The 25,618-nt window shown below is 70.6% G+C and carries 26 protein-coding genes, 1 tRNA gene and 1 rRNA gene; 19 read left to right on the top strand and 9 right to left on the bottom strand.

The annotated features are described in order from the left end of the window. From rrf to WFJ36_RS16555, 18 genes are all read left to right on the top strand, one after another. Positions 1-98, top strand: a 5S ribosomal RNA gene (gene rrf / locus WFJ36_RS16640); the annotation flags it as partial. A 75-nt stretch (positions 99-173) separates the two neighbouring features. After that, positions 174-1,997 (top strand): primosomal protein, encoded by a 1,824-nt coding sequence (locus WFJ36_RS16635; RefSeq protein WP_336643757.1) that lies wholly within the window; start codon positions 174-176, stop codon positions 1,995-1,997. Then, positions 1,997-3,046: an HAD-IIA family hydrolase gene (locus tag WFJ36_RS16630; protein ID WP_396654757.1), complete on the top strand. Its 1,050-nt coding sequence runs from the start codon at positions 1,997-1,999 to the stop codon at positions 3,044-3,046. The genes WFJ36_RS16635 and WFJ36_RS16630 overlap by 1 nt, the downstream gene beginning before the upstream one ends. Positions 3,047-3,095: 49 nt before the next feature. Beyond that, positions 3,096-3,275, top strand: a complete 180-nt coding sequence (locus WFJ36_RS16625; protein ID WP_292791814.1) for a hypothetical protein — start codon at positions 3,096-3,098, stop codon at positions 3,273-3,275. After that, positions 3,272-4,069, top strand: coding sequence for a TlyA family RNA methyltransferase (locus WFJ36_RS16620; protein ID WP_336643756.1), 798 nt, complete (start codon positions 3,272-3,274; stop codon positions 4,067-4,069). The genes WFJ36_RS16625 and WFJ36_RS16620 overlap by 4 nt, the downstream gene beginning before the upstream one ends. After that, positions 4,066-4,986, top strand: coding sequence for an NAD kinase (locus tag WFJ36_RS16615; RefSeq protein ID WP_336643755.1), 921 nt, complete (start codon positions 4,066-4,068; stop codon positions 4,984-4,986). The genes WFJ36_RS16620 and WFJ36_RS16615 overlap by 4 nt, the downstream gene beginning before the upstream one ends. Continuing rightward, positions 4,983-6,665: a DNA repair protein RecN gene (recN, locus tag WFJ36_RS16610; protein ID WP_336643754.1), complete on the top strand. Its 1,683-nt coding sequence runs from the start codon at positions 4,983-4,985 to the stop codon at positions 6,663-6,665. The genes WFJ36_RS16615 and recN overlap by 4 nt, the downstream gene beginning before the upstream one ends. A 26-nt stretch (positions 6,666-6,691) precedes the next feature. Beyond that, complete coding sequence (locus tag WFJ36_RS16605; RefSeq protein ID WP_292791802.1) at positions 6,692-8,386, top strand: CTP synthase; 1,695 nt, start codon at positions 6,692-6,694, stop codon at positions 8,384-8,386. Beyond that, positions 8,379-8,975: an NUDIX domain-containing protein gene (locus WFJ36_RS16600; protein ID WP_292791799.1), complete on the top strand. Its 597-nt coding sequence runs from the start codon at positions 8,379-8,381 to the stop codon at positions 8,973-8,975. Before WFJ36_RS16605 ends, WFJ36_RS16600 begins: the two co-directional genes overlap by 8 nt. A 2-nt stretch (positions 8,976-8,977) precedes the next feature. Beyond that, on the top strand, positions 8,978-9,880 hold the full coding sequence (xerD, locus tag WFJ36_RS16595) for a site-specific tyrosine recombinase XerD (protein ID WP_071329890.1): 903 nt from the start codon (positions 8,978-8,980) through the stop codon (positions 9,878-9,880). Positions 9,881-10,040: 160 nt separating this feature from the next. Beyond that, positions 10,041-10,874, top strand: a complete 834-nt coding sequence (locus WFJ36_RS16590) for a ParA family protein (protein ID WP_164498181.1) — start codon at positions 10,041-10,043, stop codon at positions 10,872-10,874. Further along, a complete protein-coding gene (locus WFJ36_RS16585; protein WP_292791795.1) occupies positions 10,858-11,733 on the top strand; it encodes a segregation and condensation protein A in 876 nt (291 codons plus the stop codon). Before WFJ36_RS16590 ends, WFJ36_RS16585 begins: the two co-directional genes overlap by 17 nt. After that, positions 11,723-12,346 (top strand): SMC-Scp complex subunit ScpB, encoded by a 624-nt coding sequence (gene scpB, locus WFJ36_RS16580; protein ID WP_292791792.1) that lies wholly within the window; start codon positions 11,723-11,725, stop codon positions 12,344-12,346. Before WFJ36_RS16585 ends, scpB begins: the two co-directional genes overlap by 11 nt. Then, positions 12,343-13,140: a pseudouridine synthase gene (locus tag WFJ36_RS16575; protein WP_292791789.1), complete on the top strand. Its 798-nt coding sequence runs from the start codon at positions 12,343-12,345 to the stop codon at positions 13,138-13,140. Before scpB ends, WFJ36_RS16575 begins: the two co-directional genes overlap by 4 nt. Continuing rightward, the gene (locus WFJ36_RS16570; protein ID WP_292791786.1) at positions 13,137-14,273 is read left to right on the top strand and encodes a prephenate dehydrogenase; all 1,137 of its coding nucleotides are present in this window, start codon (positions 13,137-13,139) and stop codon (positions 14,271-14,273) included. The genes WFJ36_RS16575 and WFJ36_RS16570 overlap by 4 nt, the downstream gene beginning before the upstream one ends. Continuing rightward, entirely contained in the window at positions 14,266-14,964 is a 699-nt protein-coding gene (gene cmk, locus WFJ36_RS16565; RefSeq protein WP_336643753.1) for a (d)CMP kinase, read from the top strand. Before WFJ36_RS16570 ends, cmk begins: the two co-directional genes overlap by 8 nt. Continuing rightward, complete coding sequence (gene der, locus WFJ36_RS16560) at positions 14,957-16,477, top strand: ribosome biogenesis GTPase Der (RefSeq protein ID WP_025105139.1); 1,521 nt, start codon at positions 14,957-14,959, stop codon at positions 16,475-16,477. Before cmk ends, der begins: the two co-directional genes overlap by 8 nt. Positions 16,478-16,539: 62 nt before the next feature. After that, the gene (locus tag WFJ36_RS16555; RefSeq protein ID WP_292791777.1) at positions 16,540-17,487 is read left to right on the top strand and encodes an NUDIX domain-containing protein; all 948 of its coding nucleotides are present in this window, start codon (positions 16,540-16,542) and stop codon (positions 17,485-17,487) included. 71 nt (positions 17,488-17,558) lie between these two features. Here the strand turns inward: WFJ36_RS16555 and WFJ36_RS16550 are convergent, their stop codons facing one another. From WFJ36_RS16550 to WFJ36_RS16530, 5 genes are all read right to left on the bottom strand, one after another. Next, a complete protein-coding gene (locus WFJ36_RS16550; protein WP_336643752.1) occupies positions 17,559-19,094 on the bottom strand; it encodes an HNH endonuclease signature motif containing protein in 1,536 nt (511 codons plus the stop codon). A gap of 39 nt (positions 19,095-19,133) precedes the next feature. Next, on the bottom strand, positions 19,134-19,508 hold the full coding sequence (locus tag WFJ36_RS16545) for an RNA-binding S4 domain-containing protein (RefSeq protein WP_025105136.1): 375 nt from the start codon (positions 19,506-19,508) through the stop codon (positions 19,134-19,136). Beyond that, positions 19,508-20,176 (bottom strand): lysoplasmalogenase family protein, encoded by a 669-nt coding sequence (locus tag WFJ36_RS16540; protein ID WP_336643751.1) that lies wholly within the window; start codon positions 20,174-20,176, stop codon positions 19,508-19,510. Before WFJ36_RS16540 ends, WFJ36_RS16545 begins: the two co-directional genes overlap by 1 nt. A 62-nt stretch (positions 20,177-20,238) precedes the next feature. Further along, the gene (locus WFJ36_RS16535) at positions 20,239-20,694 is read right to left on the bottom strand and encodes a hypothetical protein (protein ID WP_336643750.1); all 456 of its coding nucleotides are present in this window, start codon (positions 20,692-20,694) and stop codon (positions 20,239-20,241) included. After that, complete coding sequence (locus WFJ36_RS16530) at positions 20,691-21,299, bottom strand: GNAT family N-acetyltransferase (protein WP_336643749.1); 609 nt, start codon at positions 21,297-21,299, stop codon at positions 20,691-20,693. The genes WFJ36_RS16535 and WFJ36_RS16530 overlap by 4 nt, the downstream gene beginning before the upstream one ends. A 188-nt stretch (positions 21,300-21,487) precedes the next feature. Between WFJ36_RS16530 and WFJ36_RS16525 the strand changes: the two genes are divergently transcribed. Beyond that, positions 21,488-21,561: transfer RNA gene (locus WFJ36_RS16525), tRNA-Pro, on the top strand. A 208-nt stretch (positions 21,562-21,769) separates the two neighbouring features. Here WFJ36_RS16525 and WFJ36_RS16520 read toward each other — a convergent pair. The 4 genes from WFJ36_RS16520 to WFJ36_RS16505 form a co-directional block, all read right to left on the bottom strand. Then, positions 21,770-22,999 (bottom strand): tyrosine-type recombinase/integrase, encoded by a 1,230-nt coding sequence (locus tag WFJ36_RS16520; protein ID WP_336643748.1) that lies wholly within the window; start codon positions 22,997-22,999, stop codon positions 21,770-21,772. Beyond that, positions 22,983-23,195, bottom strand: coding sequence for a helix-turn-helix transcriptional regulator (locus WFJ36_RS16515; RefSeq protein ID WP_047311589.1), 213 nt, complete (start codon positions 23,193-23,195; stop codon positions 22,983-22,985). Before WFJ36_RS16515 ends, WFJ36_RS16520 begins: the two co-directional genes overlap by 17 nt. Next, the gene (locus WFJ36_RS16510; protein ID WP_336643747.1) at positions 23,192-23,773 is read right to left on the bottom strand and encodes a hypothetical protein; all 582 of its coding nucleotides are present in this window, start codon (positions 23,771-23,773) and stop codon (positions 23,192-23,194) included. Before WFJ36_RS16510 ends, WFJ36_RS16515 begins: the two co-directional genes overlap by 4 nt. Positions 23,774-23,855: 82 nt before the next feature. Next, a complete protein-coding gene (locus tag WFJ36_RS16505) occupies positions 23,856-25,577 on the bottom strand; it encodes a type IV secretory system conjugative DNA transfer family protein (RefSeq protein ID WP_336643760.1) in 1,722 nt (573 codons plus the stop codon). Between the last annotated feature and the right edge of the window lie 41 nt (positions 25,578-25,618).

Here is a 25,618-nt window from a genome sequence, read left to right as displayed (position 1 = left end):
GGGAAACGCCCGGTCACATTCCGAACCCGGAAGCTAAGCCTCACAGCGCCGATGGTACTGCAGGGGGGACCCTGTGGGAGAGTAGGACACCGCCGGACTCCTTTTAAACAAAATGGCCACCCATCGTTGGGTGGCCATTTTGCGTTTACGGAACGAAGAGAACAGGGAGCACCATGCCGGAAGAGGAAGAGCGCCGTCCGCGTCGCAACGACGACAGGAATCAGCGCAACGAACGTCCTTCCGGAGGTCGCCCCGTCTACCGCGACGGCGCATCTCGCTTCGGCGACCGCGGCCCGCGTCGTGAGGGCGGCTACAACCGCGATGGTGGTGCTCCGCGTCGTGAGGGCGGTTACAACCGCGACAGCGCTCCGCGTCGCGAGGGCGGCTACGACCGTAATGGTGGTGCTCCGCGTCGTGAGGGTGGTTACAACCGCGATGGTGGTGCGCCGCGTCGTGAGGGCGGCTACAACAACCGTGACGGTGCTGCCCCCCGCCGTGAAGGCGGCTACAACCGCGATGGTGGTGCCCCGCGTCGTGAGGGTGGCTACAACAACCGTGACGGTGCTGCCCCCCGCCGTGAAGGCGGCTACAACCGCGATGGTGGTGCGCCGCGTCGTGAGGGTGGCTACAACAACCGTGACGGCGCTCCGCGTCGCGAAGGTGGTTACAACCGCGATGGTGGGCCGCGTCGTGAGGGCGGTTACAACAACCGTGATGGTGCGCCGCGTCGTGAGGGGGGTTACAACCGCGATGGTGGTGCGCCGCGTCGTGAAGGCGGCTACAACCGCGACGGCGCTCCTCGTCGCGAGGGTGGCTACAACAACCGCGATGGCGGTGCCCCGCGTCGTGAGGGCGGGTACAACCGTGACTCCGGCCCACGCCGTGAAGGCGGCTACAACCGCGATGGCGGTGCCCCGCGTCGTGAGGGCGGGTACAACCGGGACTCCGGCCCTCGCCGTGAGGGTGGTTACAACCGTGACTCCGCTCCGCGTCGCGAGGGCGGGTTCGAGCGTGAGCGGGGGAGCGACCGTTCGCGGTCCTTCCCGCAGCGTGGCGGCGCCGGCCGGGAACGTCCGGCCAACGCGGCGAACGAGCGTCCGCGGTTCGATGAGCCGCGCCTCCCGGACGAGGTCACCGCACGCGACCTGCACCCGTCCGCGCGCAACGAGCTGAAGACGCTCAGCAAGGAGAACGCCGAGTTCGTCGCCCGACACCTGGCGATGGCGTCCCGGCTGATCGACGAGGATCCCGCTCTGGCGCACGAGCATGCGCTGGCGGCCTCGCGTCGTGCCGGCCGGATCGCTATCGTCCGCGAGACTCTCGGCATCACCGCCTACGCGACGGGCGACTTCGCCCTGGCCCTGCGTGAGCTGCGTACCTATCGCCGGATCTCCGGCAAGGACGACCAGATCGCCCTCATGGTCGACAGCGAGCGCGGCATCGGGCGTCCCGACCGCGCGCTCGAGACCGGCCGGGCCGTGGACCGGTCGGCCCTCGCCACCCCGGTGCGCGTGGCTCTCGCGATCGCGATGTCGGGCGCTCGGCTGGACCAGGGAGACCTGGAGCTGGCCCTCGGCGAGCTCGAGATTCCGGAGCTTGATCCCGATCGCGCGTTCGAGTGGAGCCCCGCGCTCTTCGCCGCGCGGGCCGCCGTGCTGGAGGACCTCGGGCGTACCGACGAGGCGGAGTTCTGGGCGCACCGCGCCGAGGTCGCCGCTGAGGCTCTCGGCGTGGACGAGGCCGGCGACGAGGAACTCTACGTGGAGGACAGCCTCATCGAGGACGAGTTCTCCGAAGCCGAGTTCTCCGAAGCCGACGTGGCTTCTGTCGAGGACGAAGCCGACGACGCGACCGAAGCCGACGACACGAGCGACACCCCCGAGCCCGCCGAGCCGTCCATCGAAGACGAGGTGCGCGAGCTTCTCGGTGAGGACGACGAGACGGATGACGAGACGGAGGACGACTCGCCCTCCGCATCCGAGAAGCCGGAGGCGTAGTGGGACTCTTCACAGCGAAGGCGCGGAAGCGACCCGTGGGACAGACGCCCCTCCAGGGCGTCGACACCGTCCTCGCTGATCTCGACGGCGTGGTCTACGCGGGTCCCGGCGCTCTGCCGCATGCGGTGGAGAGTCTGAACGCGGCGGCACACACGGTGCGTCTCGGCTACATCACCAACAACGCCTCGCGCACCGACGCCTCCGTGGCCGCGCACCTCACGAGTCTCGGACTCGATGTCGCTCCGCAGGACGTCGTCACGAGCCCGCAGGCGGCGATGCGTCTGCTTTCCGGGATCGTGCCGGCGCCGGCGACCATCCTCGTCGTCGGCGGTGACGGCCTCGTCGATGAAGTGCAGAAGGCCGGCTACACGGTGACACGCAGCGCCGAGGATGCACCGTCGGCCGTGGTCCAGGGGTTCGCCCCCGAGGTGGCCTGGACCGATCTCGCCGAGGCGGCGTTCGCCCTCAAGGTCCCCGAGGACGAGGGCGGCATCCCCTGGATCGCCACGAACACCGACTGGACGATCCCGCGCGAGCGCGGCGTCGCGCCGGGGAACGGCACCCTCGTCTCCGCCGTCCACACGGCCATCGGTCGTCTGGCGACGGTGGCGGGCAAGCCGGAGACTCCGATCTTCGAGGAGGCGCTCGCCCGCTTCGGGGCGACGAAGGCGCTCTTCATCGGCGACCGTCTCGACACCGACATCATGGGTGCGAGCCGTGCGGGGATCGAGTCCGCCCTGGTGCTGACCGGTATCGACCGTCCCAAGCACGTCCTCGCCGCGCCCGAGGGATCGCGCCCGACCTACATCCTCGGTGACCTGCGCGGCCTGCACGAGCCGTATCCCGAGCCCGTGGTGACCGACGGCGTCTACGACGTGAACGGTGCCGCCGTCCGCGTCCACGGCGCGGATGTCGAGATCCTGGCGGAGTCCGGGGACCAGCTCGACCTGCTGCGCGCCGGTGCCGCTGCCATCTGGGCTTCCGGCACGCCCGTCTTCGTCCTGCGGGTGCCGGAGCGGCTGTACGACGACCCGTTCCACCGCCCCTGAACCACGCGTGGCGCCGTCGGCCGTCGGCGGTGCCGCGTACAGTGGAATCGTGAGCGACGAGACGACGACCAGCGCGCCGACGGACGGCCTGTGGAGTCGTCTGCGCCTGATCGAAGGGCAGCCGCTCGCCGCACGCGCAGACGCCTACTCTTCTCTGCACGACGAACTCTCGCGACGGCTCGAGAGCGGATCCCGGCTGGAACAGCGGGAGACCCCGGGACCACGATGACGCGACTCGACGCCGCCCTCGCTCTCCGAGGACTCGCCCGTTCGCGCACGCATGCCGCCACCCTGATCGCCGACGGCCTCGTGAGCGTCGACGGCCGCCCGGTCGTCAAGGCCTCGACGGCGGTCGACGACTCGAACACGATCACGGTCGCCGGCGCCGACCACTACGTCAGCCGCGCCGCGCACAAGCTCATTGCGGGCCTCGACGGCTTCGGCATCCCGGTGCAGGGGCGCCTGGCCCTCGACATGGGGGCATCGACCGGCGGGTTCACCCAGGTGCTCCGGGAACGCGGCGCGCGCCGTGTGCTCGCCGTGGACGTCGGGCATGGCCAGCTCGCCCCCTCGGTCGCCGCGGACTCCGGCGTCACGGCGGTCGAGGGTTTCAACGTGCGGCACATGACGCGCGACAGCCTCGCCGCAGCGACGGGGGAGTCCGCGCCGCCGGAACTGGTGGTGGGCGACCTCTCCTTCATCTCGCTCGAGCTCGTACTGCCCGCAGTGGTCGCGGTGGCCGCGCCGGGCGCCGACGTGCTGCTGCTGGTCAAACCGCAGTTCGAGGTCGGACGGACGGCCGTGCGCGGCGGCCTCGTCACCGACCCGGCCACCCGTGCCGACGCCGTCGCCCGCGTGGTGTGGAGTGCCTGGGACGCGGGGATGGGGATGGCGGGGATCGTCGCCTCCCCGATCCTCGGGACTCACGGCAATGCGGAGTATCTCGTGCACCTCGTGCCGGGCGGCGGGAGCAATCCGACAGAATGGATGGACACCATCAACCGGCTGGCAGGGGGACGATGAACGAGCGCAGGATCCTGGTCGTCGCCCACGCGGGTCGCGTCGACACCGTCGCGGCCGCCCGTCGGGTGGTCGATGCCCTCCGGGGCGCGGGAGTGCGCCCCGTCCTGGCGGCCGACGACCACGCGGAACTCGCCGCGGTCGATGCATTCTTCGCGGACGTCGAGGTGCTGGACGCCTCCGCCGGTCCGGCGTCCCTCGAGCTCGCGATCGTGCTCGGTGGCGACGGCACGATCCTCCGTGCGGCGGAACTCGTCCGCGACAGCGGCGCCCCGGTGCTCGGCATCAACATGGGACACGTCGGCTTCCTTGCGGAGATCGACCGCGACGACATGGACGACGCGATGCGCCGTGTCATCGCCCGCGACTACGACGTCGAGGAGCGCCTGGCCCTGTCGGTGCGCGTCAAGGACAGGTCCGGGGGCGTCGTCTTCGAGACCTGGGCCCTGAACGAGGCGACCGTCGAGAAGGCGAGCCGCGAGCGCATGATCGAAGTGGTGCTCGAGATCGACGGGCTGCCGCTGTCGAGCTTCGGCTGCGATGGCATGGTCATCTCCACCCCGACCGGCTCGACCGCCTACAACTTCTCCGCCGGCGGACCGGTCATCTGGCCGACGGTCGAGGCCATCGCGGTGGTCCCGCTGTCGGCACACGCCCTGTTCGCGAAGCCGCTCGTGGTGAGCCCCGATGCGGCCGTGGCCATCGAGATGCTGGAGCGGACGGACGGCTCCGGCATCCTCTGGTGCGACGGCCGTCGTTCCCACGACCTCCCGCCGGGCGCCCGCGTCGTGGTGCGTCGCTCGTCGCGCCCGGTCCGCCTCGCGCGCCTGCACCCGACCGCGTTCACGAACCGTCTCGTCCGCAAGTTCCAGCTGCCGGTCGAGGGCTGGCGCGGGCAGGAGCGGAGGAGCGACGCATGATCGAGGAGATGCGCATGCAGGGGCTCGGCGTGATCGCCGACGCCGTCCTGCCGCTCGGCCCGGGCTTCACGGCGATCACCGGAGAGACCGGCGCGGGCAAGACCATGGTCGTCACCGGACTCGGGTTGCTCCTCGGCCAGCGCGCCGACTCGGGGGCTGTGCGCAAGGGCGCGGCGCAGGCGTCGGTGGCGGGGGTGTGGATCGTGCCTGAGACCGGCGAGGTCGCCGACATCGTGGCCGAGGCCGGGGGAGAGCTGGAGCCGGCCGGTGCCGGCACCGCCGAGCTGTATGTGTCGCGCACCCTCAGCGCCGAGGGTCGCAGTCGCGCGAGCGTCGGCGGCCGCGCCGCGCCGGCGGGGGTGCTCTCCTCGCTCGCGGACGAGCTCATCGTCGTGCACGGACAGTCCGAGCAGCTGCGGCTGCGGTCGGCTGCCGCGCAGCGCGACGCCCTCGACCGCTTCGGCGGCGAACCGATCGCTCGGGCGCTGGAGGAGTACCAGGCCGCGTTCGAGCGCTGGCGAACGCTCGACGCCGACATCATCGACATCACCGCGAACCGCGACCGGCGCGCCGAGGAGGCCGCCCGGCTGCGGGAGGATCTCGCCCTGATCGAAGCCACCGCCCCGGAAGAGGGCGAGGACGAGGAGCTGACGGCCCGTGCCGAGCGCCTCGCGAACGCGGAGGAGCTGCGACTCGCTGCAGCTCTGGCGCACGGCACTCTCTCGAACGAGGAGGGCGAGCCGGATGCCTCGGCGCTGGTCGCCGAAGCCCGCCGAGCGATCGAGCGCGTGTCGGACCCGAAGCTGGCGGAGGTCGCGGAGACCCTGGCCGACATCGGCTACCGGATCGCCGACGCCGCCGGTGTGCTCTCCGGCTTCCTCGCCGACCTCGACGAGTCCGGACCCCACGAGCTCGCCGCCGTCGAGGAGCGCCGGGCCGCGCTCGGCGTCCTCATCCGTCAGCACGGTTCGCTGGCGGAGGCGCTGGCGCTGTGGCAGACCGGTTCCGCGCGGCTGGCAGAGCTCGACGACGACGGGGAGCGCCTGGAGCGCCTTTCCGCCGAGCGCGACGAGGCCAGGGCGGAGCTCGACGCCCGCGCCGATGCTCTCACCGCGGCGCGGAGCGAGGCCGCCGTCCGGCTCGGAGAAGCCGTGACCGCCGAGCTCCACGCCCTGGCGATGCCGGACGCCCGTCTGGAGGTCTCCGTGGCCCCTGGCCCCGAGAGCACCCACGGCCGCGACGACGTCGCCATCCTCCTCGCCCCGCACCCCGGCGCCGAACCCCGTTCCGTGGCCAAGGGGGCCTCCGGCGGCGAGCTGTCGCGGGTGATGCTCGCGATCGAGGTCGTCATCGCGGCGACCGACCCGGTGCCCACCTTCGTGTTCGACGAGGTCGACGCGGGCATCGGCGGCGCGGCGGCGATCGAGGTCGGGCGGCGACTCGCCCGACTCGCCGAGAAGTCGCAGGTGATCGCCGTCACCCATCTCGCGCAGGTCGCCGCCTTCGCGAACAACCACCTCACCGTCGTGAAATCGCACGACGGCGCCGTCACCGCCTCCAGCGTGCGGCGGCTCGACGGGGAGGAGCGCGAGGCCGAGATGGCTCGTCTGCTCTCCGGACTCGCGGATTCCGATGCCGCACTCACCCACGCCCGCGAGCTTCTCAGCCTCGGCGTCTGAACGAACTGTTAGGATAGAAGCCCGTGATGAACTCTTCTTCTGCGGGGCCCAAGAACGACACGACCAAGCACATCTTCGTGACTGGTGGTGTCGTTTCGTCTTTGGGCAAGGGGCTCACCGCGGCCAGCCTGGGCAACCTCCTGACGGCCCGCGGACTCCGCGTGGTCATGCAGAAGCTCGACCCGTATCTGAACGTCGATCCGGGCACCATGAACCCGTTCCAGCACGGCGAGGTGTTCGTCACCGACGACGGTGCGGAGACCGACCTCGACATCGGCCACTACGAGCGCTTCCTCGACATCAACCTGTCCGAGGCGGCCAATGTCACGACCGGCCAGATCTACTCCCAGGTGATCGCCCGTGAGCGTCGCGGCGAGTACCTCGGCGACACCGTGCAGGTCATCCCGCACATCACCGACGAGATCAAGCGCCGCATGCGGCTGCAGGCGACCGAGGACCCGCGTCCCGACGTGATCATCACCGAGGTCGGCGGCACGGTCGGCGACATCGAGTCGCAGCCGTTCCTCGAGTCCGCGCGCCAGCTTCGTCACGAGCTCGGCCGCGACAGCGTGTTCTTCGTGCACGTCTCGCTCGTGCCGTTCATGGGTGCGTCCGGCGAGCAGAAGACCAAGCCGACTCAGCACTCGGTCGCAGCCCTCCGTCAGGTCGGTATCCAGCCCGATGCCCTCGTGCTCCGCAGCGACCGCCCGGTGAGCGCGAGCAACCGCAACAAGATCGCCCTCATGTGCGACGTCGACGTCGAAGGCGTCATCAACACCGTCGACCTGCCGAGCATCTACGACATCCCGTCGACTCTCAACGAGCAGGGCCTCGACTCCTACATCGTGCGCCGCCTCGGCCTCGACCAGAAGGCGGACGACGTCGACTGGACGCGCTGGAACAAGGTGCTGCACGCCGTGCACAACCCGAAGCACGAGGTCACGATCGGTCTCGTCGGCAAGTACATCGACCTGCCGGACGCCTACCTCTCCGTGACCGAGGCCCTCAAGGCGGGCGGGTTCGCGCAGGAGACGAAGGTCAACATCCGCTGGATCCCGTCCGACCTCTGCGAGACCCCCGAGGGCGCGCAGGAGCAGCTGGCCGAGCTGGACGGCATCTGCGTCCCCGGAGGCTTCGGCATCCGCGGCATCGAGGGCAAGCTGGGCGCGCTGAAGTTCGCCCGCGAGCAGGGCATCCCGACCCTCGGCCTCTGCCTGGGTCTGCAGTGCATGGTCATCGAGTACGCCCGCGACGTGGCCGGGATTGCCGGAGCCTCGTCCAGCGAGTTCGACCCGGACACCGCGGAGCCCGTCATCGCGACCATGGCCGAGCAGATCGAGATCCTCGACGGCGGCGACCTCGGCGGCACCATGCGCCTCGGCCTGTACAAGGCGGCTCTCGCGGAGGGTTCGCTGGCGCGTGAGGTCTACGGCACCGCCGAGGTGTCCGAGCGTCACCGTCACCGCTACGAGGTCAACAACGCCTACCGCGATCGCCTGTCCGAGGCCGGTCTGGTGTTCTCGGGCCTCAACCCGGAGCTGGACCTCGTCGAGTACGTCGAGCTGCCGCGCGACGTGCACCCGTACTACATCGCCACGCAGGCGCACCCGGAGCTCCGCTCGCGTCCGACCGACCCGCACCCGCTGTTCCGCGGTCTCGTCGGTGCCGCCATCGCGCGTCACCGCGCGAGCGAGCTGTTCGACGTGCCCGTCGATGAGTGAGTCGGAGGCGCCGGGCGTCGCGGAGCCGCTGCGGGACGAGCCCTTCGAGCCGGAGGTCCTGAGCAGCGACCTCGTCTATGAGGGGTATGTCTGGGACGTCCGCTCCGACCGGGTCCGCTACGGCGACGGCGAGATCGTGCGCCAGTATGTCGCCCATCCCGGGGCCGTCGCGATCCTCGCGCTGGACGACGAAGGACGGGTGCTGCTCATCCAGCAGTACCGGCATCCGATCCGTCACCGCGACTGGGAGCTGCCGGCCGGCCTCCTCGACATCGCGGGGGAGGAGCCGCTGGCGGCCGCCCGTCGCGAGCTCGCGGAGGAAGCCGACCTCGTCGCCGCCCACTGGGAGCCCCTGGTGTCGTCGTGGACGACGCCCGGCGGCAACGACGAGCTCATCCGGGTGTTCCTCGCGACCGGACTCTCAGCCGCCGAGACCGCGCACGACCGCGAGGACGAGGAAGCCGACATCCGCGTCGCGTGGGTGCCGCTGGAGGAGGCCGTCGCCGGAGTCCTGGAGGGGCGCCTGCACAACGGCATCCTCTCCATCGGCGTCCTGGCCGCCGCGCAGAGGCTGCGCGACCGGAGCTGAGCATGCTGCTCGATCGCGCCCTCGACGCGTACCTGCGTCATGTGACGATCGAGCGCGGGCTCAGCAGTCACACGGTCGGCGCCTACCGGCGGGATCTCGCGGGCTACCGGGATTGGCTCACAGCGGAGGGGATCGACGACACCGCGGACATCACGCCCGCTGTCGTCGACCGCTTCATCGCCGCCCGCGCGTCTGCGGAGCCGCCGCCGGCCGCGACGAGCCTGGCGCGCCTGCAGTCCTCGGTGCGCGGCTGGCACCGGTTCCTCGCCCGCGAGGGCATCGAGGCGGACGATCCGACCGGACGGCTCCGCCCGCCGAAGACCCCGCGCCGGCTGCCGAAAGCCCTCACGATCGACCAGGTGGAGCGCCTGCTCGCCGCGCCGTCGGCCGAGGAGCCGCTCGGCATCCGCGACAGGGCGCTCCTGGAGCTGCTCTACGCGACCGGTGCCCGGGTGTCGGAGGCGGTCGGGCTCGACGTCGACGACATGGCGCACGGCGAGGTGCTGCGCCTGCGCGGCAAGGGTTCGAAGGAGCGCATCGTCCCGGTGGGCTCGTACGCCCGCACGGCCGTCGACGCCTACCTCACCCGGGTCCGGCCGGAACTCGCGGCGAAGGGCCGTGCATCGGCCCGGCTCTTCCTCGGCGCGCGCGGTGCCCCGCTCTCGCGACAGAGCGCGTGGCTGGTGATCCGTTCCGCTGCCGAGCGCGCACAGCTCACCGCCGAGGTCTCCCCGCACACGCTGCGGCATTCGTTCGCGACGCACCTCCTGCAGGGCGGTGCCGACGTGCGGGTGGTGCAGGAGCTGCTGGGGCATTCCTCGGTCGCGACGACGCAGATCTACACGCACGTGTCGGTGGATGCTCTCCGCGACATCTACGCGACCTCGCATCCCCGCGCACGCTGATCGCGCACTCCAGGGCTGTTCGGTGACCGCCCGCCGCGCGCCGGGACGGCGGGGGAACGCGTGGCGGCTACAATCGAGCAAGCACGAAGGAGCAGGAGAACCGGTGGCTGAGAAAGTGGCGAAGTCCAGGGCGAAGGCGCAGAAGGCCGACGACACCCCCATGGGACCCACCGGCCGTCCGTACCAGGGCTTCCCGATCCCGGCGCCTCTGAAGTCGCACGGCCCGGCCCGCATCATCGCCCTCTGCAACCAGAAGGGCGGCGTCGGCAAGACGACGACCTCGATCAACCTCGCCGCCGCGCTCGCGGAGTATGGCCGCAAGGTGCTCGCCGTGGACTTCGACCCACAGGGCGCGCTGTCCGCCGGTCTCGGCATCCAGACGCACGACGTCCCGACGGTCTACGACCTCCTGCTCGACACGAAGCGCGACGCGCACGACGCGATCGTGCACTCGAACGTGCCCGGTCTCGACGTCCTCCCCGCGAACATCGACCTCTCCGCCGCGGAGGTGCACCTCGTCAACGAGGTCGCCCGCGAGACAATCCTGGCCCGCGTGCTCCGGCAGGTGGCGGGGGAGTACGACGTCATCCTCATCGACTGCCAGCCGTCGCTCGGTCTGCTGACCGTGAACGCGCTGACGGCGGCGCACGGCGTCATCATCCCGCTCGAGTGCGAGTTCTTCGCGCTCCGCGGTGTCGCGCTCCTCATCGAGACCATCGACAAGGTCCGCGATCGACTGAACCCCTCCATCGAGATGGACGGGCTGCTGGCGACCATGTACGACCCGCGCACGCTGCACTCGCGCGAGGTGCTGGAGCGCGTCGTGGAGGCGTTCGGAGATGACGTGCTGGAGACCGTGATCGGCCGCACCGTGAAGTTCCCGGACGCGTCGGTCTCGGGGGTCCCGATCACCGAGTTCGCTCCGGAGCACGCGGCCGCACAGGCATACCTGCGGCTGGCCAGGGAGCTGGTCGCCCGTGGCGCCGTCGCCTGACGAGCTCGGAACCGCTGAGGTCCCGGCACTCGCCGACGCCGTCGATACCGCGGAGTCTTCTTCGACCGACGACGCCGCCGCCGGGTTCCGCGTCTCGCTGTCGAACTTCGACGGCCCCTTCGACCTCCTGCTGAACCTCATCTCGAAACACGAGATGGACATCACCGAGGTGTCGCTGAGCGCCGTCACCAACGAGTTCATCGCGTACCTCGCCGACTTGGAGGACGAGGAGGAGCTGGATCAGGCCTCGGAGTTCCTCGTCGTCGCCGCGACCCTGCTCGACATGAAGGTCGCGGGCCTGCTGCCGCAGGGCGAGCTCGTCGACGCCGAGGCCGTCGCCCTGCTCGAAGCGCGCGACCTGCTCTTCGCCCGCCTCCTGCAGTACCGCGCGTTCAAGGAGGTCTCCGCCTGGTTCTCGCGGTGCCTGCAGCGGGAGGACCGCCGCCATGTGCGTGCGGTGCCGCTGGAGGAGAAGCACCGGAAGCAGACGCCCGAGCTCGTCTGGTCGCTCACGCCCGACGACTTCGCGGCGCTGGCGCTCCTGGCCTTCGCGCCGAAGGAGATCCCGCACGTCGGCCTCGACCATCTGCATGCACCCCTGGTCAGCATCCGCGAGCAGGCCGCCATCGTCGTCACGCTGCTGCGTGGCACCGAATCGCTGAGCTTCCGCGAGCTGGTCGCCGGCGTCACCGAGCCGGGCATCGTCGTGGCCCGCTTCATCTCGGTGCTGGAGCTGTACCGGCACGCGGCGCTCTCCTTCGAACAACTGGAACCGCTCGGGGAGCTCACGCTCCGCTGGGCCGCCGACTCCTGGTCGGACGAGACACTCGCGACCCTGGGGGCCGACTATGACCGATGACGTGACCGCGGCAGAGACCGGGCTCCAGGAGGAGCCCGACGCCGTGACGGGTGCCGAGCTCCCGCTCAGCGAGCGCGTGGAGGCGATCCTCTTCATCGTCGACGAGCCGATCGGCCTGGTGGCCCTCGCCGCGGCGGTCGGCGCGCCGGTGCCCGCCGTGCGACAGACGGTGGAGTCACTGGTCGAGGACTATGACGGCCAGGGAGCGGGGCCGCGGCGTGGCTTCGAGCTGCGGGAGGTCGGCGGCGGATGGCGGCTCTACGTCCGCGAGGACCTCGATCCGGTCGTGGCGGAGTTCGTCGGCGGTCAGGCTCCGGCCCGACTCTCCCAGGCGGCGCTGGAGACGCTCGCCGTCATCGCGTACAAGCAGCCGGTCACCCGGAGCCAGGTGGCCTCGATCCGCGCGGTCAACGTCGACTCCGTGGTCCGCACCCTCCTCGCGCGAGGGCTGATCACCGAACTGTTCGCCGATTCCGAGACCGGCGCGATCAACTACGGCACCACCGATGCACTCCTCCAGCATCTTGGTATCAACTCTCTGGATGAGCTTCCGCCGATCTCGCCGCTCCTCGACGACGGCGCCGACGGCTTCGACGAAGGGACGGTCCGATGACCACCGACGCCCACGATTCCAGCGCCCCCGAGGGCGTGCGACTGCAGAAGGTGCTCGCCGCGGCCGGCGTCGCCTCCCGTCGGGTCGTCGAGCAGTACATCGTCGAGGGACGCATCCGCGTGAACGGCCAGGTGGTCACCGAGCTCGGCCGCCGCATCGATCCGGAGCGGGACCTCGTGGACGTGGACGGCACCGCGGTGCAGCTCGACGTGTCCAAGCGCTACGTGATGCTGAACAAGCCGACGGGTGTGGTCAGCAGCATGCGCGACGAGAGCGGACGCCCCGATCTCCGACGCTTCACGAAGGACTACGAGGAGCGGCTGTACAACGTCGGGCGTCTGGACGCCGAGACCAGCGGACTGCTGCTGCTCACCAACGACGGCGAGCTCGCGCACGTCCTCGCGCATCCCTCCTTCGGCGTCACCAAGGTCTACATCGCGAAGGTCGAGGGCGCGGTGACGGCGCAGACCATCTCGAAGCTCACGAAGGGCATCGAGCTGGAGGACGGCCCCATCGCCGCCGACAAGGCCCGGCTGCTGGACACGTCGCGCGGCTCGAGCCTCGTCGAGCTCACCCTGCACTCGGGACGCAACCGGATCGTGCGCCGGATGATGGCCGCGGTCGGCCATCCGGTGACGGAACTCGTGCGGCGGCAGTTCGGTCCGCTGCACCTGGGAACCCTCCCGGCGGGCCGGACGCGGGAACTGAGTAAAATCGAACTCGGCGCGCTGTTGACTCTCGCGCGCCGGGAATCCGGTGTCGCCGAGGCGCCAGGCGAGCAGGAGAGCGAATGACCCAGACGACGAGTGCGCCCGCGGCGCGGAAGACCGGTGCCGTGGCGCCGCGTCTGTCCGGCACCGTGCGCATCGTCGGCGCCGGGTTGCTCGGCGCCAGCGTCGGCCACGCCCTGCGTGCGAAGGGCATCGACGTCGTCCTCACCGACGCGTCCCCCGCGCAGCTGCGCCTCGCCGTCGACTACGGCGCCGGACGCCTTCCGCAGGATGACGACGCGCCTGTGCTCGTCGTCGTGGCCGTGCCGCCGGACGTGACCGCCGACGTGATCCAGGCCGAGCTCGAGCGGTACCCCGACGCTGTCGTGACGGATGTCGCGAGCGTCAAGCTGGAGCCGTTCCGCACGCTCCGGGAGCGGGGCGTGAACCTCGCCCGCTACATCGGCTCCCACCCGCTCGCCGGTCGCGAGCGCGGCGGGGCGATCTCGGCCAGGGCCGATCTCTTCATCGGGCGGCCGTGGGTCGTGTGCCGCGACGAGGACACCGCCGCGCGGGACCTCGCGCTGGTCGAGGCGCTGGCGCTCGACGTCGGCGCGATGCCGCTGGAGATGACTCCGGAGGAGCACGACCGCTCCGTCGCCCTCACCTCGCATGTGCCGCAGGTCGTCGCGAGTCTCCTCGCCGGGCGTCTCGCCGGGGCCGAGGAGGGAGCTCTCCGTCTGGCCGGGCAGGGGGTGCGGGACACCACGCGCATCGCCGCGTCCGCTCCCGAACTGTGGGTGCAGATCCTCGGCGCCAACGCCGGTCCCGTCGTCGAGATCCTCGACGCGCTCGCGACCGATCTGAGCGAGGTCGCCGATGCGCTGCGGGCTCCCGGTGCTCCCGGAGCCCGACGCGTGCTCGCGGAGACCATCCGCCAGGGCAACGACGGCGTCGAGCGCCTCCCCGGCAAGCACGGGCAGAACCGGCGCTTCGAGACACTGGTCGTCATGGTCGACGACACCGCCGGTCAGCTGGGGCGCCTGTTCGGCGAGCTCGGCGAGCTGGGCGTCAACGTCGAGGACCTGCGACTGGAGCACTCTCCGGGCGCGCAGTTCGGCCTCGCCGAGATCAGTGTCGACCCCGCGGCGCTGCACGGCGCGATCACCGGGCTCCAGGAACGCGGCTGGCGCATCGCAGGGAACACCAATGACTGACACCTCCACCATCTCCGCCACGAAGTTCATCGCCATCGACGGACCCGCCGGGTCCGGCAAGTCGAGCGTCTCCAAGGCGATCGCACGTCGCGAGGGCTTCGGCTACCTCGACACCGGGTCGGCCTACCGGGCGCTCGCCTGGCATGTGCTCGATCGCGGTGCAGACACCGACGACGCCGAGGCCGTGCGCGCTGCGGCCGCCGATTTCCCGGTCCGTCTCGGGCTCGACCCCGACGACCGCACGGTGCGAGTCGGCGACGTCGACGTGACCGCGGCGATCCGCGAACCGCGTGTGTCCGGTGCCGTGAGCGGCGTGGCCCGCGTGCCGGAGGTGCGCACCCAGGTCAACGAGCTCTTCCGGACACTCGTGGCCGAGGCGCCGTACCCGGCCGTCGTCGTCGAAGGACGCGACATCACGACCGTCGTGGCACCGGATGCGCCCGTGCGCATCCTGCTGACCGCGGCGCCGGAGGTGCGGGCCGCACGCCGCGCGGGCGAGCTCGCCGGCGAGAACGCCGCCGCCGTCGCGGACGCGCTGCACAAGCGCGACGCCTCCGACAGTGCCGTCGTCGACTTCCTCAACGCCGCGGAAGGCGTGGAGGTCGTCGACTCGACCGCACTCGATTTCCCCCAGACCATCGACGCCGTCCTCTCGGTGATCGAACGACTCCGAGGAGCAGACCGTGGCTGACGACGAATACGAAGGCGGTCCCGACCAGCTCGCCGAGAAGCTTGAGCAGATCGATGACCAGCTCGCCGAACAGCGCGCGGAGACCCTGCGCGCCGGGCTCGCCGACTACGAGCTCGACGACGAGGACGCCGCGCTCCTCGCCGGCGTGGCACTGGGCGAGGACGGCATCGAGTTCCTGCCGGCGCTCCCGGTGGTGGCGATCGTCGGGCGCCCGAACGTGGGCAAGTCCGCGCTCGTGAACCGGATCCTCGGCCGTCGCGAGGCCGTCGTGGAGGACACCCCCGGCGTCACCCGCGACCGCGTCACGTACAAGGCCGAGTGGAACGACCGCCGCTTCACGGTCGTCGACACCGGCGGCTGGGAGCCCGACGCCCGCGGCATCGACCGTTCGGTCGCGGCACAGGCCGAGGTCGCGATCGACCTGTCCGACGTCGTGCTGTTCGTCGTGGACGCCATGGTGGGCGCCACGTCGACCGACGAACACGTCGTGAAGCTGCTGCGCAAGAGCGGCAAGCCGGTCTTCCTCGTCGCCAACAAGATCGACGACGCGCGTCAGGAGCCGGAAGCGGCCGCCCTGTGGAACCTGGGTCTCGGGGAGCCGCACCCGGTCTCCGCGATCCACGGTCGTGGTGTCGCCGACCTCCTCGACGCCGTGCTGACGAAGCTGCCGGAGATCTCCGCGGTGGCGAAGCAGGAGATCGGCGGTCCGCGTCGCGTCGCGATCCTGGGGCGCCCGAACGTCGGCAAGTCCTCGCTGCTGAACAAGGCCGCGGGGGAGGAGCGCGTCGTCGTCAACGATCTCGCCGGCACCACTCGCGACCCCGTGGACGAGGTCGTGGAGCTGGGCGGCAAGATGTGGCGCCTCGTCGACACGGCCGGTATCCGTCGCCGCGTGCACATGGCCCAGGGTGCCGACTTCTATGCGTCGCTGCGCACGTCGGCCGCGCTGGAGAAGGCGGAGGTCGCGATCGTCGTCCTCGACGTGTCGGAGTCGATCAGCGAGCAGGACGTGCGGATCATCGACCTCGTGCTCGAGTCGGGTCGCGCGCTCGTCCTGGCGTTCAACAAGTGGGATCGCCTCAACGACGACGACCTGGAGAACGCCGACCGCCGCCGTTACCTGGAGCGCGAGATCGAGCAGGACCTCGCCCACGTGGCCTGGGCTCCGCGGGTCAACATCTCGGCGAAGACGGGTCGTCACCTCGACAAGCTCGTCCCGGCGCTCGAGATGGCGCTGGAGAACTGGGACCGCCGCATCCCGACCGGGAAGTTCAACGCGTTCCTCGCCGAGCTCGTCGCCGAGCACCCGCACCCGGTGCGCGGAGGGAAGCAGCCGCGCATCCTCTTCGGGACGCAGGCCTCGACCCGTCCGCCGACGTTCGTGCTGTTCACGACAGGTTTCCTCGACCCGGGCTACCGCCGGTTCATCCAGCGCCGCCTGCGCGAGCTGTACCCGTTCGAGGGCACGCCGATCGTCATCAACATGCGCGTGCGGGAGCGTCGCCAGCGCTGACTCGTTGCCGCGCATGTCGCGGCGGTGGCGCCGGAACCCCGATGCTGTGAAAAGCTGAGGGGGTGACTGTCGTACCTCCCGCCGCCGGTGAACCGCGTCGCCCCGAGGGGCCGCGCGATCCTGGCGATGCCTGGGTGGTCGCGGACACCGGTGAGCGGTACTGGGGCCGCTTCGGTGCGGCCGGTCTCCTCGCGGTCGACCCGGAGCGCGGCATCCTCCTGCAGCATCGCGTCGCGTGGAGCCACTTCGGCGGCACCTGGGGCCTGCCCGGCGGCGCGCTGCACGAGGGCGAAGCGGCCATCGTCGGTGCCGTGCGGGAGGCGCAGGAGGAGGCGGGAGTGCCGGATGGCGCGGTGCGGCCGCGCTTCACGAGCGTGCTCGATCTCGGCATCTGGTCGTACACCACCGTCGTCGCCGACGTACGGACGCCGTTCGATCCCGTGATCAGCGACCCCGAGAGCGTCGCGCTGTCGTGGGTGCCCGTCGAGGACGTGGACGGGCTGCCCCTGCACCCCGGCTTCGGTGCGGCGTGGCCGATGCTGCGGGCTCAGCTCTCGGCGCATCCGGTGGTCGTGGTCGACGCTGCCAACGTCGTGGGCTCGGTCCCGGACGGCTGGTGGAAGGATCGCGCCGGAGCCGCGGCACGCCTGCGTGATCGTCTGGCCGGGCTGTCGGTGCCCGCGGACGACCTCGGGCTGGCGGGGCACGCCTGGTTCCCGGAGGTCTCGCTCGTCGTGGAAGGTCGCGCCCGGGACATCGCGGAGGCTGCTGTGGGGGGATCAACCGCGGACGCCGCGGCCGCAGAAGCCGGAGTCGCGGGCTCGGCCCTGGACGTCGTGCGCGCGGAGGGCGCCGGTGACGACGCGATCGTGGCCGAGGTCGAACGCCGGGTCGCGAGCGCGTCGCCGGTTCTCGCGGTGACCAGTGACCGCGAGCTGCAGTCCCGCGTCGAAGCCGCCGGGGCGCAGGTGCGCTCGAGCGGCTGGCTCCTCCGTCTTCTCGACGCCTAGGGCGAGACACGGGTGTTTCGCTCCGCGGATCCAGGTGCTCGTATGACCCGTCGTCGTGATGGCGGCGCGCTTCAGGCGAAGGCGACCCGACGTGGGGCGTGATCGGTGTGGACCGCGCCGAGGGGACTTCGCCATTCGAGGACCCCACCGGGTCGCTGGCGCACTGTCCAGCGCTGAGGATCCGGGATATCGGGGTGTTTCAGTACATGGTGTCCGCGGCAGAGGTGCGCGAGGTTGTCGACGCGGGTCGGGCCGCCCTTCGCGTGATCCCAGGTGTGGTCGAGGTCGCAGCGGTGCACCGGCTGGCGGCATCCGGGGAACCGGCAGTGCTGATCGCGAGCCCGGAGCAGCCGGCGCATGCTCTCGGTCGGGCTGTAGGCGTCCGTCTCGACGACCTGCCCGTGCGGATCGAGGAACAACCGCGTCCAGCCCCCGTCGCGGCCGGCCAGAGCGCGGGCGATATCCGGGTGGAGAGCACCATGCCCGTCCAGTTCGGCGGGACGGTCGTCAAGTCCGACGAGGGTCGTCGCCGCCACGGTCACCTGCAGGCGACCCCGCACCCCGGTTATACCGTCGCCCTCGACGGCACTCGGATCGGCGGTGAGGAGGAGATCGGTCAGAAGGTCGGCCTGCACCTGGCTCCAGGTGCGGGTGTCTACGGGGAGCGATTCCGCCTCGGGGTCGAGGGCGTAGGTGTCGCCATCGACGCTGGAGATCGTCGGGTCCGTTCGAGTCTCGCCGCACGGGCGATCCGTCGCGACGCCGTGAGCAGTCAGCAGTCCGTCGTGCTGAACAGGCAGGCGACGTGTCGCGCCGTCCGTCGGCGACCCCGCGTCGGACGCAGCTCCCGCATCACGCGCAGTCTCCGCGTCACGCGTACTCTCCGCGTCACGCGTACTTCCCGCGTCACGCGTAGGTCCTGCAGCGCCCGCAGCCCTCGCATCGCGCCCCCGGATCACGGTTCGCGTGAGCTGGCTCAGCCGGTCGGCGATCGCCACCGCCGCCCATTCCGGAAGGATCGCCGTCAGGACCGCGAGGCCGTCGTCGACCGATCGCACCGTGACGCAGCGCTCGTCCGCGGCGCGGCGGTGTCGCTCCGTGATCGTCTCGCCGACGAGCGCGGAGGCGACGCGGCGGGCATGCACCCGCGTGCGCGCCGCGGTCTCGGCTTCAGCGACGACGAGCACCGCCGTCTCGAACAGCGCCATCGTCTCGGGCGCGACGACGCGGTTGCGGATGGCCTCGGCCACGACGGCGCTCGCCCGCGCGATCTCCCGCACATGCGCGGGGCTCAGAGACCCTGTGTGGAAGGCCTCTCGCACGCGGGGGAGTGCCGTGCTCAGGGCGAGAGCATCAGCGAACGCGAACTCCATGGTGCCGGTGGAAAGACGCGCCGCCGCGGCGTACTCGGCGACCATCGAGCGGTGGATGGCATCGCGGTGGTGCGGGGTCGCGGCCACGTCTTCGTCATGGAAAGCGATCTGCGCCACCAGCAGCTCCGCAGCCTCTGCCTCCAGCGCTGCGATGCGTCGACGGGTCGCCGTCCAGGCGTCTCGCACGCGCCTCCGCTCCTCCAAGTCGAGGGGTGCGGTCGGCTGGTTCGTCATACCTCGAGTTTAGAACGTATGTTCGAATCGAGGAAGGGTTCAATCGTGTTGTATATCGCCTCGTCCGCGGAGGCGGTCGATGTCCCGACGCTCCCGCTTCGTCGGTCGTCCGGCGCCGCGGTCTCGGACCCCGAGGGCTGCCTGCGGCTCGCGTTCCGGCGTCCGGTCCTCGTAGGCGAGGGCGGCCAGCGGTGCGCCGACGCGCTTGACGAGGATCTGGCGCACGATCAGGATCCGATCGAAGCCCGCGATGCGGATGCGGAGCTCATCGCCCACGCGTACCGCCTGTGCAGCCTTCGCCTTGTCGCCGTTGACGCGCACATGCCCCGCACGGCATGCGGTGGTCGCCGCCGACCGGGTCTTGTAGACGCGCACCGCCCAGAGCCAGCTGTCCACCCGCGCGCTGTCGACCATCAGGCGCCCCTCCGCTGCAGGAAGACGAGGGCGCCGGCGACGATCAGGCCCTGGCCGAGTGTGTAGGTGAGCATTACGGCGGGGCTGCTCCAGGACGGAAGAGCATCCGGAAGGAAGAGCCGGAAAGCGAGGATCGTGTCGCTCGCCAGGAAGAACGCGCCGCCCGTCGCGACCAGCGGATGGCACCGTGCGGCGAACGCGGCGGTGCCCGCGAGGAGCAGGCCATACAGGGCGACGCCGATGAGGAGCGGGCCCGTGTGCGGGCCGAGGACGAGGATCATCGCGAGCCACCAGACGGCATAGATCGTGGTCCACCACGGCAGCCGGCGACGCGCCAGGTGGCGGGCGAAGAGGGCGATGTAGGCGATGTGCGCGAGGCCGAAGAAGGCGAGCATGAGCGGAAGCTCGGGTGCCGCGGGGAACAGCGCGCCCGCGCCGTCGCCCAGCCAGGAGAAGAGCAGGGCGACGAGGAGCAGGGCCACCGTCACGGGTGGGTGGATTCGCCGCGCCGCCACCAGGACCGGTACCGCGAGCAGCGGCATGAGCAGCAGCTTCGTCGGAGCCGCGAGATCGTGGTCCAGTGCGAGAAGCATGACGTGCAGGGCGGAGACCGCGGCATAGGGGACGAACGCCCACACGATCGCTGGAGGGAGGGTGCGGCGCTGCATCCCTCCATCGTATGACCGGAGGGGCATGTCGTCCCGACGGCGGTCGATCGGACCGGCCCGCCTCAGGACTCGACGGTGACCGTGGCCACGGCGCCCTCGGCATCGAGGTGTACGGCCGGCCAGTAGCCCTCCGGGAAGTGCTCGCCGCAGGAGTCCGTGAAGTGGAGGACGACGGTGCCGTCGCCGGAGGCCTCGATGGTCTCGAGGTCCAGGTCGTCGGCCGCCTCGTCGAGCTCGGTGGGGCCCGGATCGCCAGTGCTGAACGTCGTGACCACGGCGTCCGAGGCGACGCGGCGGAGGCCAGGGATGCCGGCGACGACCGTACGCAGCCGGGGGAGCAGCGGAGCGACCTCCTCCGGCGACGCGCCCTCGACCATCAGTTCGTAGGCGCTGCCGTCGACCTGGACGCTACCGACGAACCAGTCGTGGGTGAGGACGGAGCCGTCGTCGAGCTCGGAGGTCGCCCGCTGGAGCAGGCCGAGGTCGGGATCGTCGAGGGAGGAGTTCGCGTCGCTCATGCCTTCACGCTATCGGTCCCGTTCGGCGCGATTTCCAGGGCGACGAGCACGCGCCCCGGCTTCATCACCGCCTTCTCCGTGAAACCCGCGCGGAGGAACGTCCCGAGCGTGCCGTGGTACAGATCGTTCGCGCGCTGCTTCCCGCCACCGGTGTCGACCGGATAGCCCTCGATGAGGCGGGCGCCGGACTTCCGGGCGAAGGCGATCGCGGCGTCGAGCAGCTCGGCGTTGAGCCCGGTGCCCCGATGCTCCCTGCGGACGACGAAGCAGGTGACCGCCCACACGGACTCGTCGTCGAACGGCTCCGTGCTCGACGCGGCGATCATGCGGGTACGGGGGATCCGGGCCTGTCGGGTGCGCGGTCCGATCCGGATCCAGCCCGCGGCCTCGCCGTCGACGTACGCGACCAGCCCCGGAGGCGGACCCTCGTCGATCTCGGCGCGGAACATCTCGGTGCGCTGAGGGGTGGTGGTCTGATTCCAGTCCTTGTTCGGCAGCACCGGCCAGATGCACTGGCAGCTCGCCCCATCGCCGCCGCCGGTGAGTGCGTGCTGCACGTCATCCCAGCGGGCGGTCGTCGCCAGCGTGGTCGCGATCGTCGACATGCAGGCGACGGTACAAGCAGCTTCCGACACCCCGCAATGCCTCGGTTCGCGAGAGGGCCTCCGGTGCGGCTAAGATAGGGGAGTTGCCTGCGCGAGAGTGCAGAACAACGGGCTGTGGCGCAGCTTGGTAGCGCACTTGACTGGGGGTCAAGTGGGTTAGCGGCTGTTTCAGCCTGAAAAGTGAACAACGGGATGTGGCGCAGCTTGGTAGCGCACCTGACTGGGGGTCAGGGGGTCGCAGGTTCAAATCCTGTCATCCCGACGGAAAAGCCCAGGTGAGAGCAGGTTTCTCGCCTGGGCTTCATCATGTCCGGCGGTGATTTTCCATGGTCCCCCTCTGGTCCCCCTGGTGCGGCGCGGGGCGGTCGCCTGTGGACGGCCGGATCGGCTCTACCCGCTTCCCCGTGGATAAGGGGACCAAAAGGGGACCAGAACGACTGCGAGGCTGCTCGCGCGGACGCGGGCGCACATCACAGGCGCCTGGCCGAGGGGCCGCTGCGCCGAGCCTGCTTGCGCTGTCCGGCGGCGGACAGGAAGGCGTTGGCCTGCTCGGCCGCCGAGGCGAGATGCCGGTCGTCGGGGTGGAGGTAGCCGCGTGTGGTCTCCATCGAGGCGTGCCCGAGGATGTCTTGCAGGACGTGCAGCGGGATGCCGGCGTCGGCCATCCAGGTCGCTCCGGTGTGGCGCAGGCCGTGCCGGGTGAGGTCGGGCAGGCCGAGCCCTGCGACGATGCTGTCCCAGTCGGTGGCGTCGCGGACGGTCGCGGTGGTGAGGTAGCCGCCCTTCGGTCCAACGAGCAACGAGTCCTCCGGCTGCTTGCCCTCGCTGAGGCGTTCCAGTACAGGCCGGAGCGGGTCGAGGATCGGCACCCGGCGCTCTTTGCGGCTCTTGGTCGGCTTGGTCACCAGGCCGCCCTTGCCGGGGAAGACCTGCCGGCGGATCACGACGAGGTTCTTGCTGAAGTCCACGTCTCCGACCTGCAATCCGGATACCTCCGAGGATCGTGCGGCCAGCAGCGCGGCGAGCATCACGAAGTCGCTGTAGGACTGGTGCACCTTGCCGCACGCTTTGGCGAGCCGGTTGAGGGTCTTCATGTCTGGGATCGCGTGCGCCCGCGGGGAGGAGTGCTCGGCGGACTGGCCGCGGAAGGCGTTGCGGTTCAGGCTCCGCTTGGCGCGGTTCTTGGCGGGGTTGATCTGGATCAGCCCGTCCCGCACGGCTTCATCGAGCACGCGGACCAGCGGCGCGATGGTGTTCTTGATGGTCGACGCGCCGTGGCGCTGCTCCCACTCATCAATGGTGCGGTCGATGATCCCGGCGGTGATCTGGGTGACGGGCAGGTGCCCGAGCGCAGGCAACACCCGCAGCTTTAGCCCGTACCCGTACGTCTCACCGGTGGAGGTCGGGTCCAGGCCCCGCGCCCACCGGTCGCCGATGGAGGTGACGAACTCCAAGAGGGTCATCGACACGTCCATGCCCTTGGTCGATGAGTTGCGGAGCTGATCGAAGAACTCGTGCGCCGCCGCCTCGTCCCGCACGATCTCCGACCGGATGACACGGCGCTTGGTGGTCGGGTCCGTCCACCGGGCGCGGGCGCGGATGCCGTAGGAACGACGCTCCATGTCCGTGGACAGCTTCACCCCGATCGGCGGCACCGGCTTAGGCGCAGCGGTCGGCTGGGGCTCAGCTCTCCGCGGCATGGTCGTGTTCCAGTTCGGCCAGCCAGCGATCCACCGCATCGAGCCGGTACCGAGCGATCCCGCCGAGGCGCAGGAACGGCGGTCCGGTCCCGGCCGAGCGCCACCGTGACAGCGTCGACTCGGAGACCTTCAAGTACGCCGCGACCTCGCGGCTGTGCATCAGGGGTGACACCACGAGTGGCCCGTTGTCGCTCATGACACTTCTCCGGTGTCGGGGTCGAGGTCGCGGTAGAACGCTTCCTCGGCCTCGCGGCGGGCGGCGACATCGGCCATGACGAACTCCACGAACTCGGCGTCGCGGTCGATGATCGGGATGTCCTCGATCGGTTCGGCGGGTTCTTCGCCGGGCCAGACGGTCTGCCTGGTCGGCCGGTCGTGGTCGAGCTTGGTGCCCGACGCGGCAACCCATTCGCGCAGCCGCTGGCGGGCGTCGGCGAAGTCGCGGTGCCATCCCAGCGGCGCGCTGCCGTTCTGCTCGGGGTCGTAGGCGCCGAGCCAGTGCAGATGCAACGCGGACAGTTCCCACAGCAGTTCGGGGTGCGTGTACCAGGCCGGCGGGATGACAGAGGCGGGAAGGCCGTAGGTGTGCCTGAGCCAGTCCACCCAGCGGTTGAGTTCCAGCCACTCGACCTCGGCGTCGCCGGCGTTCAGCAGGTTCCAGTTGATCGGGTGCGGGGGCTCGGCGATCAGCGGGTCGTCATAGCCCTCATCCGTATCCTCCACGTCCGGGTCGGGAACGTTGCTCGCGGTCACGTCGTCGGTGGCGTCGGACATGCTGTGCTCCTGTCTGCTCACGCGAGCGGTCATCGCGGCTCGCTGTGGCAGCGAGGTGAGCCATGAGGCGACTGGCGCGTGCTCAGGTGTCAGTGCGGCGCAGCAGTGCTTCGATTTCGGCGCGGTCGGCGGTGAGCTGGGCGGCGTCGGTGCGCTTGGGCCACGGGTGCAGGTCGGTGACGATCGGTGGTGCGGAGCGCAGCAGCACGATCCCGGTCCCGAACGGGAGCCGACGGATGCGGTCGGGCGGGAAGATCGGCACTCGCCTGATAGAGCGCTGGTTGGAGCGGGTGCCGTGATCGCCGAGGGTCACGGAGTCGGTGTATTCGTCGCGTTCCCCGACGAGCGCGGACAGGTCTTGCAGGTCGCGGCTGTTGGATGCGCCTCCGAGGATCACCTTGACGATCGAGGCGTCCCAGATCGCGCCGGCCTGGTGTTCGTTCCACTTGTCCCTGGCTTGGGCGAGCGACTGGAGCACCGGCATCGTCGTGATGCCCGACCCGCCCCCTTCGGCCATCAGCGTTGGAAGCGACGGCAACGGGCTGAGGTTGGCTATCTCATCCAGCGCCAGCAGCAAGGGCGGATCGAGTCGGGCGCCGGGCGAGCGGGCGGCGAGTCGGCGGGCGGTCTCGATGAGGTCTTCTACGAGCGCGGCCACCAGCGCCGCGGATGCGCCGGCCCCTGACCCGGTAGCCAGCAGGAACAAGGTGCCTTTGTTGTGGATGAACTGCTCGGGGTCGAAGCCCTCGCCGGGGCCGGGTGAGACGACATCGAGCACCCGCGGGTCGGCCAGCGATCCGAGAGCCAGGGAGACGCCCTGCCAGATGGAGTCACGGGTGCGCGGGTCGGAGTCGATCATCGCCTCCAACGACTCGGCCCACCCGGTCGCCGCCAGAGGGGAATTGGTCAGGATCGCCACGGCATCGGCGGCCGCGGTGGGGTCGAGGGTCCAACGGAACAGCTCGGCGGGCGGTCGGTTGTCGATCGCCGCTGCGTGCAGCAGCGATTGCAGGGCGGCCCGTGTCTTGCCCTCCCAGAACCCGCCACCATCGACTCCGCCGGCGGACAGTCCGGTGCCGGCGGCGAGCCCGGTGGCTCGGATCATCGCCGTTTGCGGCGACTCGCATCCACGGATCGGTGACCACCGCATCCCCGCAGGCAGACCCTCCGCCAAGTGTTGGGGGTCGAAGATCGCAACCGGCCCGATCCGACGCCGGGCGCGCATCGTCGCGGTCAGGTTGTCCGGTCGGGTGCTCGTGGCCACGACCGCGCCGGGAGCATCGAGGATCGCCGGGATCACCAGGTGCAGGCCCTTGCCGCTCCGGGGCGGGCCGATGACCATGATCGAGTCCTCCACACTCGCCCACACGCCCGCGCCCTTGGAGACACCCAGCCGGTATCCCACGTCCTGCGGACGCGGACTGTCCAGACCGGGCCGGAGGGCCCCCGCCCGGCGCAGCAGCGCCTTCTCAGACGCGGCAGTGTTGACCTCGAAGCGAGTTGCGATACCGGCCATCCGACGCGGGTCCTGCTCGATCCGGTGTGTGTGCCGGCGCAGCCGCGACCAGGCCCAGACCCCGCCGCTGACGAGGCTGGTAAGCAGCAGGCTCGCGACTATCCAGTAAATGACCGGACTCAGACCGGGGGCGCCGAGCGCACTCGCGGGATCACCGGGATCGAACAGCACCCCGATCCCAGAGGCAGGACCGCCGGACGGCTGGCTCGTGCCCGTAATCCATGCCGCAACCGACCCGGCACCACGAAGCATAAGAGCGACGCCGAACAGCACGACCAGCCCGATCATGGCCGCGTTGGTCAGCTCGTCTCCAAAGGAGCCCGTCTGCC

This window comes from Microbacterium sp. MMO-113, assembly GCF_037148555.1.
In the GTDB taxonomy this organism is placed as follows: domain Bacteria; phylum Actinomycetota; class Actinomycetes; order Actinomycetales; family Microbacteriaceae; genus Microbacterium.
The sequence above is the reverse complement of the archived record's forward strand: the minus strand, read 5'-3'. Positions and strand labels throughout refer to the sequence as shown.

Excerpts from the sequence above, each read along its gene's own strand:
- WFJ36_RS16635 (WP_336643757.1), top strand. The coding sequence starts at position 174 with ATGCCGGAAGAGGAAGAGCGCCGTCCGCGTCGCAACGACGACAGGAAT.
- WFJ36_RS16620 (WP_336643756.1), top strand. The coding sequence starts at position 3,272 with ATGACGCGACTCGACGCCGCCCTCGCTCTCCGAGGACTCGCCCGTTCG.
- WFJ36_RS16615 (WP_336643755.1), top strand. The coding sequence starts at position 4,066 with ATGAACGAGCGCAGGATCCTGGTCGTCGCCCACGCGGGTCGCGTCGAC.
- recN (WP_336643754.1), top strand. The coding sequence starts at position 4,983 with ATGATCGAGGAGATGCGCATGCAGGGGCTCGGCGTGATCGCCGACGCC.
- WFJ36_RS16605 (WP_292791802.1), top strand. The coding sequence starts at position 6,692 with ATGAACTCTTCTTCTGCGGGGCCCAAGAACGACACGACCAAGCACATC.
- WFJ36_RS16600 (WP_292791799.1), top strand. The coding sequence starts at position 8,379 with ATGAGTGAGTCGGAGGCGCCGGGCGTCGCGGAGCCGCTGCGGGACGAG.
- xerD (WP_071329890.1), top strand. The coding sequence starts at position 8,978 with ATGCTGCTCGATCGCGCCCTCGACGCGTACCTGCGTCATGTGACGATC.
- WFJ36_RS16590 (WP_164498181.1), top strand. The coding sequence starts at position 10,041 with ATGGGACCCACCGGCCGTCCGTACCAGGGCTTCCCGATCCCGGCGCCT.
- scpB (WP_292791792.1), top strand. The coding sequence starts at position 11,723 with ATGACCGATGACGTGACCGCGGCAGAGACCGGGCTCCAGGAGGAGCCC.
- WFJ36_RS16575 (WP_292791789.1), top strand. The coding sequence starts at position 12,343 with ATGACCACCGACGCCCACGATTCCAGCGCCCCCGAGGGCGTGCGACTG.
- WFJ36_RS16570 (WP_292791786.1), top strand. The coding sequence starts at position 13,137 with ATGACCCAGACGACGAGTGCGCCCGCGGCGCGGAAGACCGGTGCCGTG.
- cmk (WP_336643753.1), top strand. The coding sequence starts at position 14,266 with ATGACTGACACCTCCACCATCTCCGCCACGAAGTTCATCGCCATCGAC.
- WFJ36_RS16550 (WP_336643752.1), bottom strand. The coding sequence starts at position 19,094 with ATGACGAACCAGCCGACCGCACCCCTCGACTTGGAGGAGCGGAGGCGC.
- WFJ36_RS16545 (WP_025105136.1), bottom strand. The coding sequence starts at position 19,508 with ATGGTCGACAGCGCGCGGGTGGACAGCTGGCTCTGGGCGGTGCGCGTC.
- WFJ36_RS16540 (WP_336643751.1), bottom strand. The coding sequence starts at position 20,176 with ATGCAGCGCCGCACCCTCCCTCCAGCGATCGTGTGGGCGTTCGTCCCC.
- WFJ36_RS16535 (WP_336643750.1), bottom strand. The coding sequence starts at position 20,694 with ATGAGCGACGCGAACTCCTCCCTCGACGATCCCGACCTCGGCCTGCTC.
- WFJ36_RS16530 (WP_336643749.1), bottom strand. The coding sequence starts at position 21,299 with ATGTCGACGATCGCGACCACGCTGGCGACGACCGCCCGCTGGGATGAC.
- WFJ36_RS16520 (WP_336643748.1), bottom strand. The coding sequence starts at position 22,999 with ATGCCGCGGAGAGCTGAGCCCCAGCCGACCGCTGCGCCTAAGCCGGTG.
- WFJ36_RS16515 (WP_047311589.1), bottom strand. The coding sequence starts at position 23,195 with ATGAGCGACAACGGGCCACTCGTGGTGTCACCCCTGATGCACAGCCGC.
- WFJ36_RS16510 (WP_336643747.1), bottom strand. The coding sequence starts at position 23,773 with ATGTCCGACGCCACCGACGACGTGACCGCGAGCAACGTTCCCGACCCG.
- WFJ36_RS16505 (WP_336643760.1), bottom strand. The coding sequence starts at position 25,577 with ATGATCGGGCTGGTCGTGCTGTTCGGCGTCGCTCTTATGCTTCGTGGT.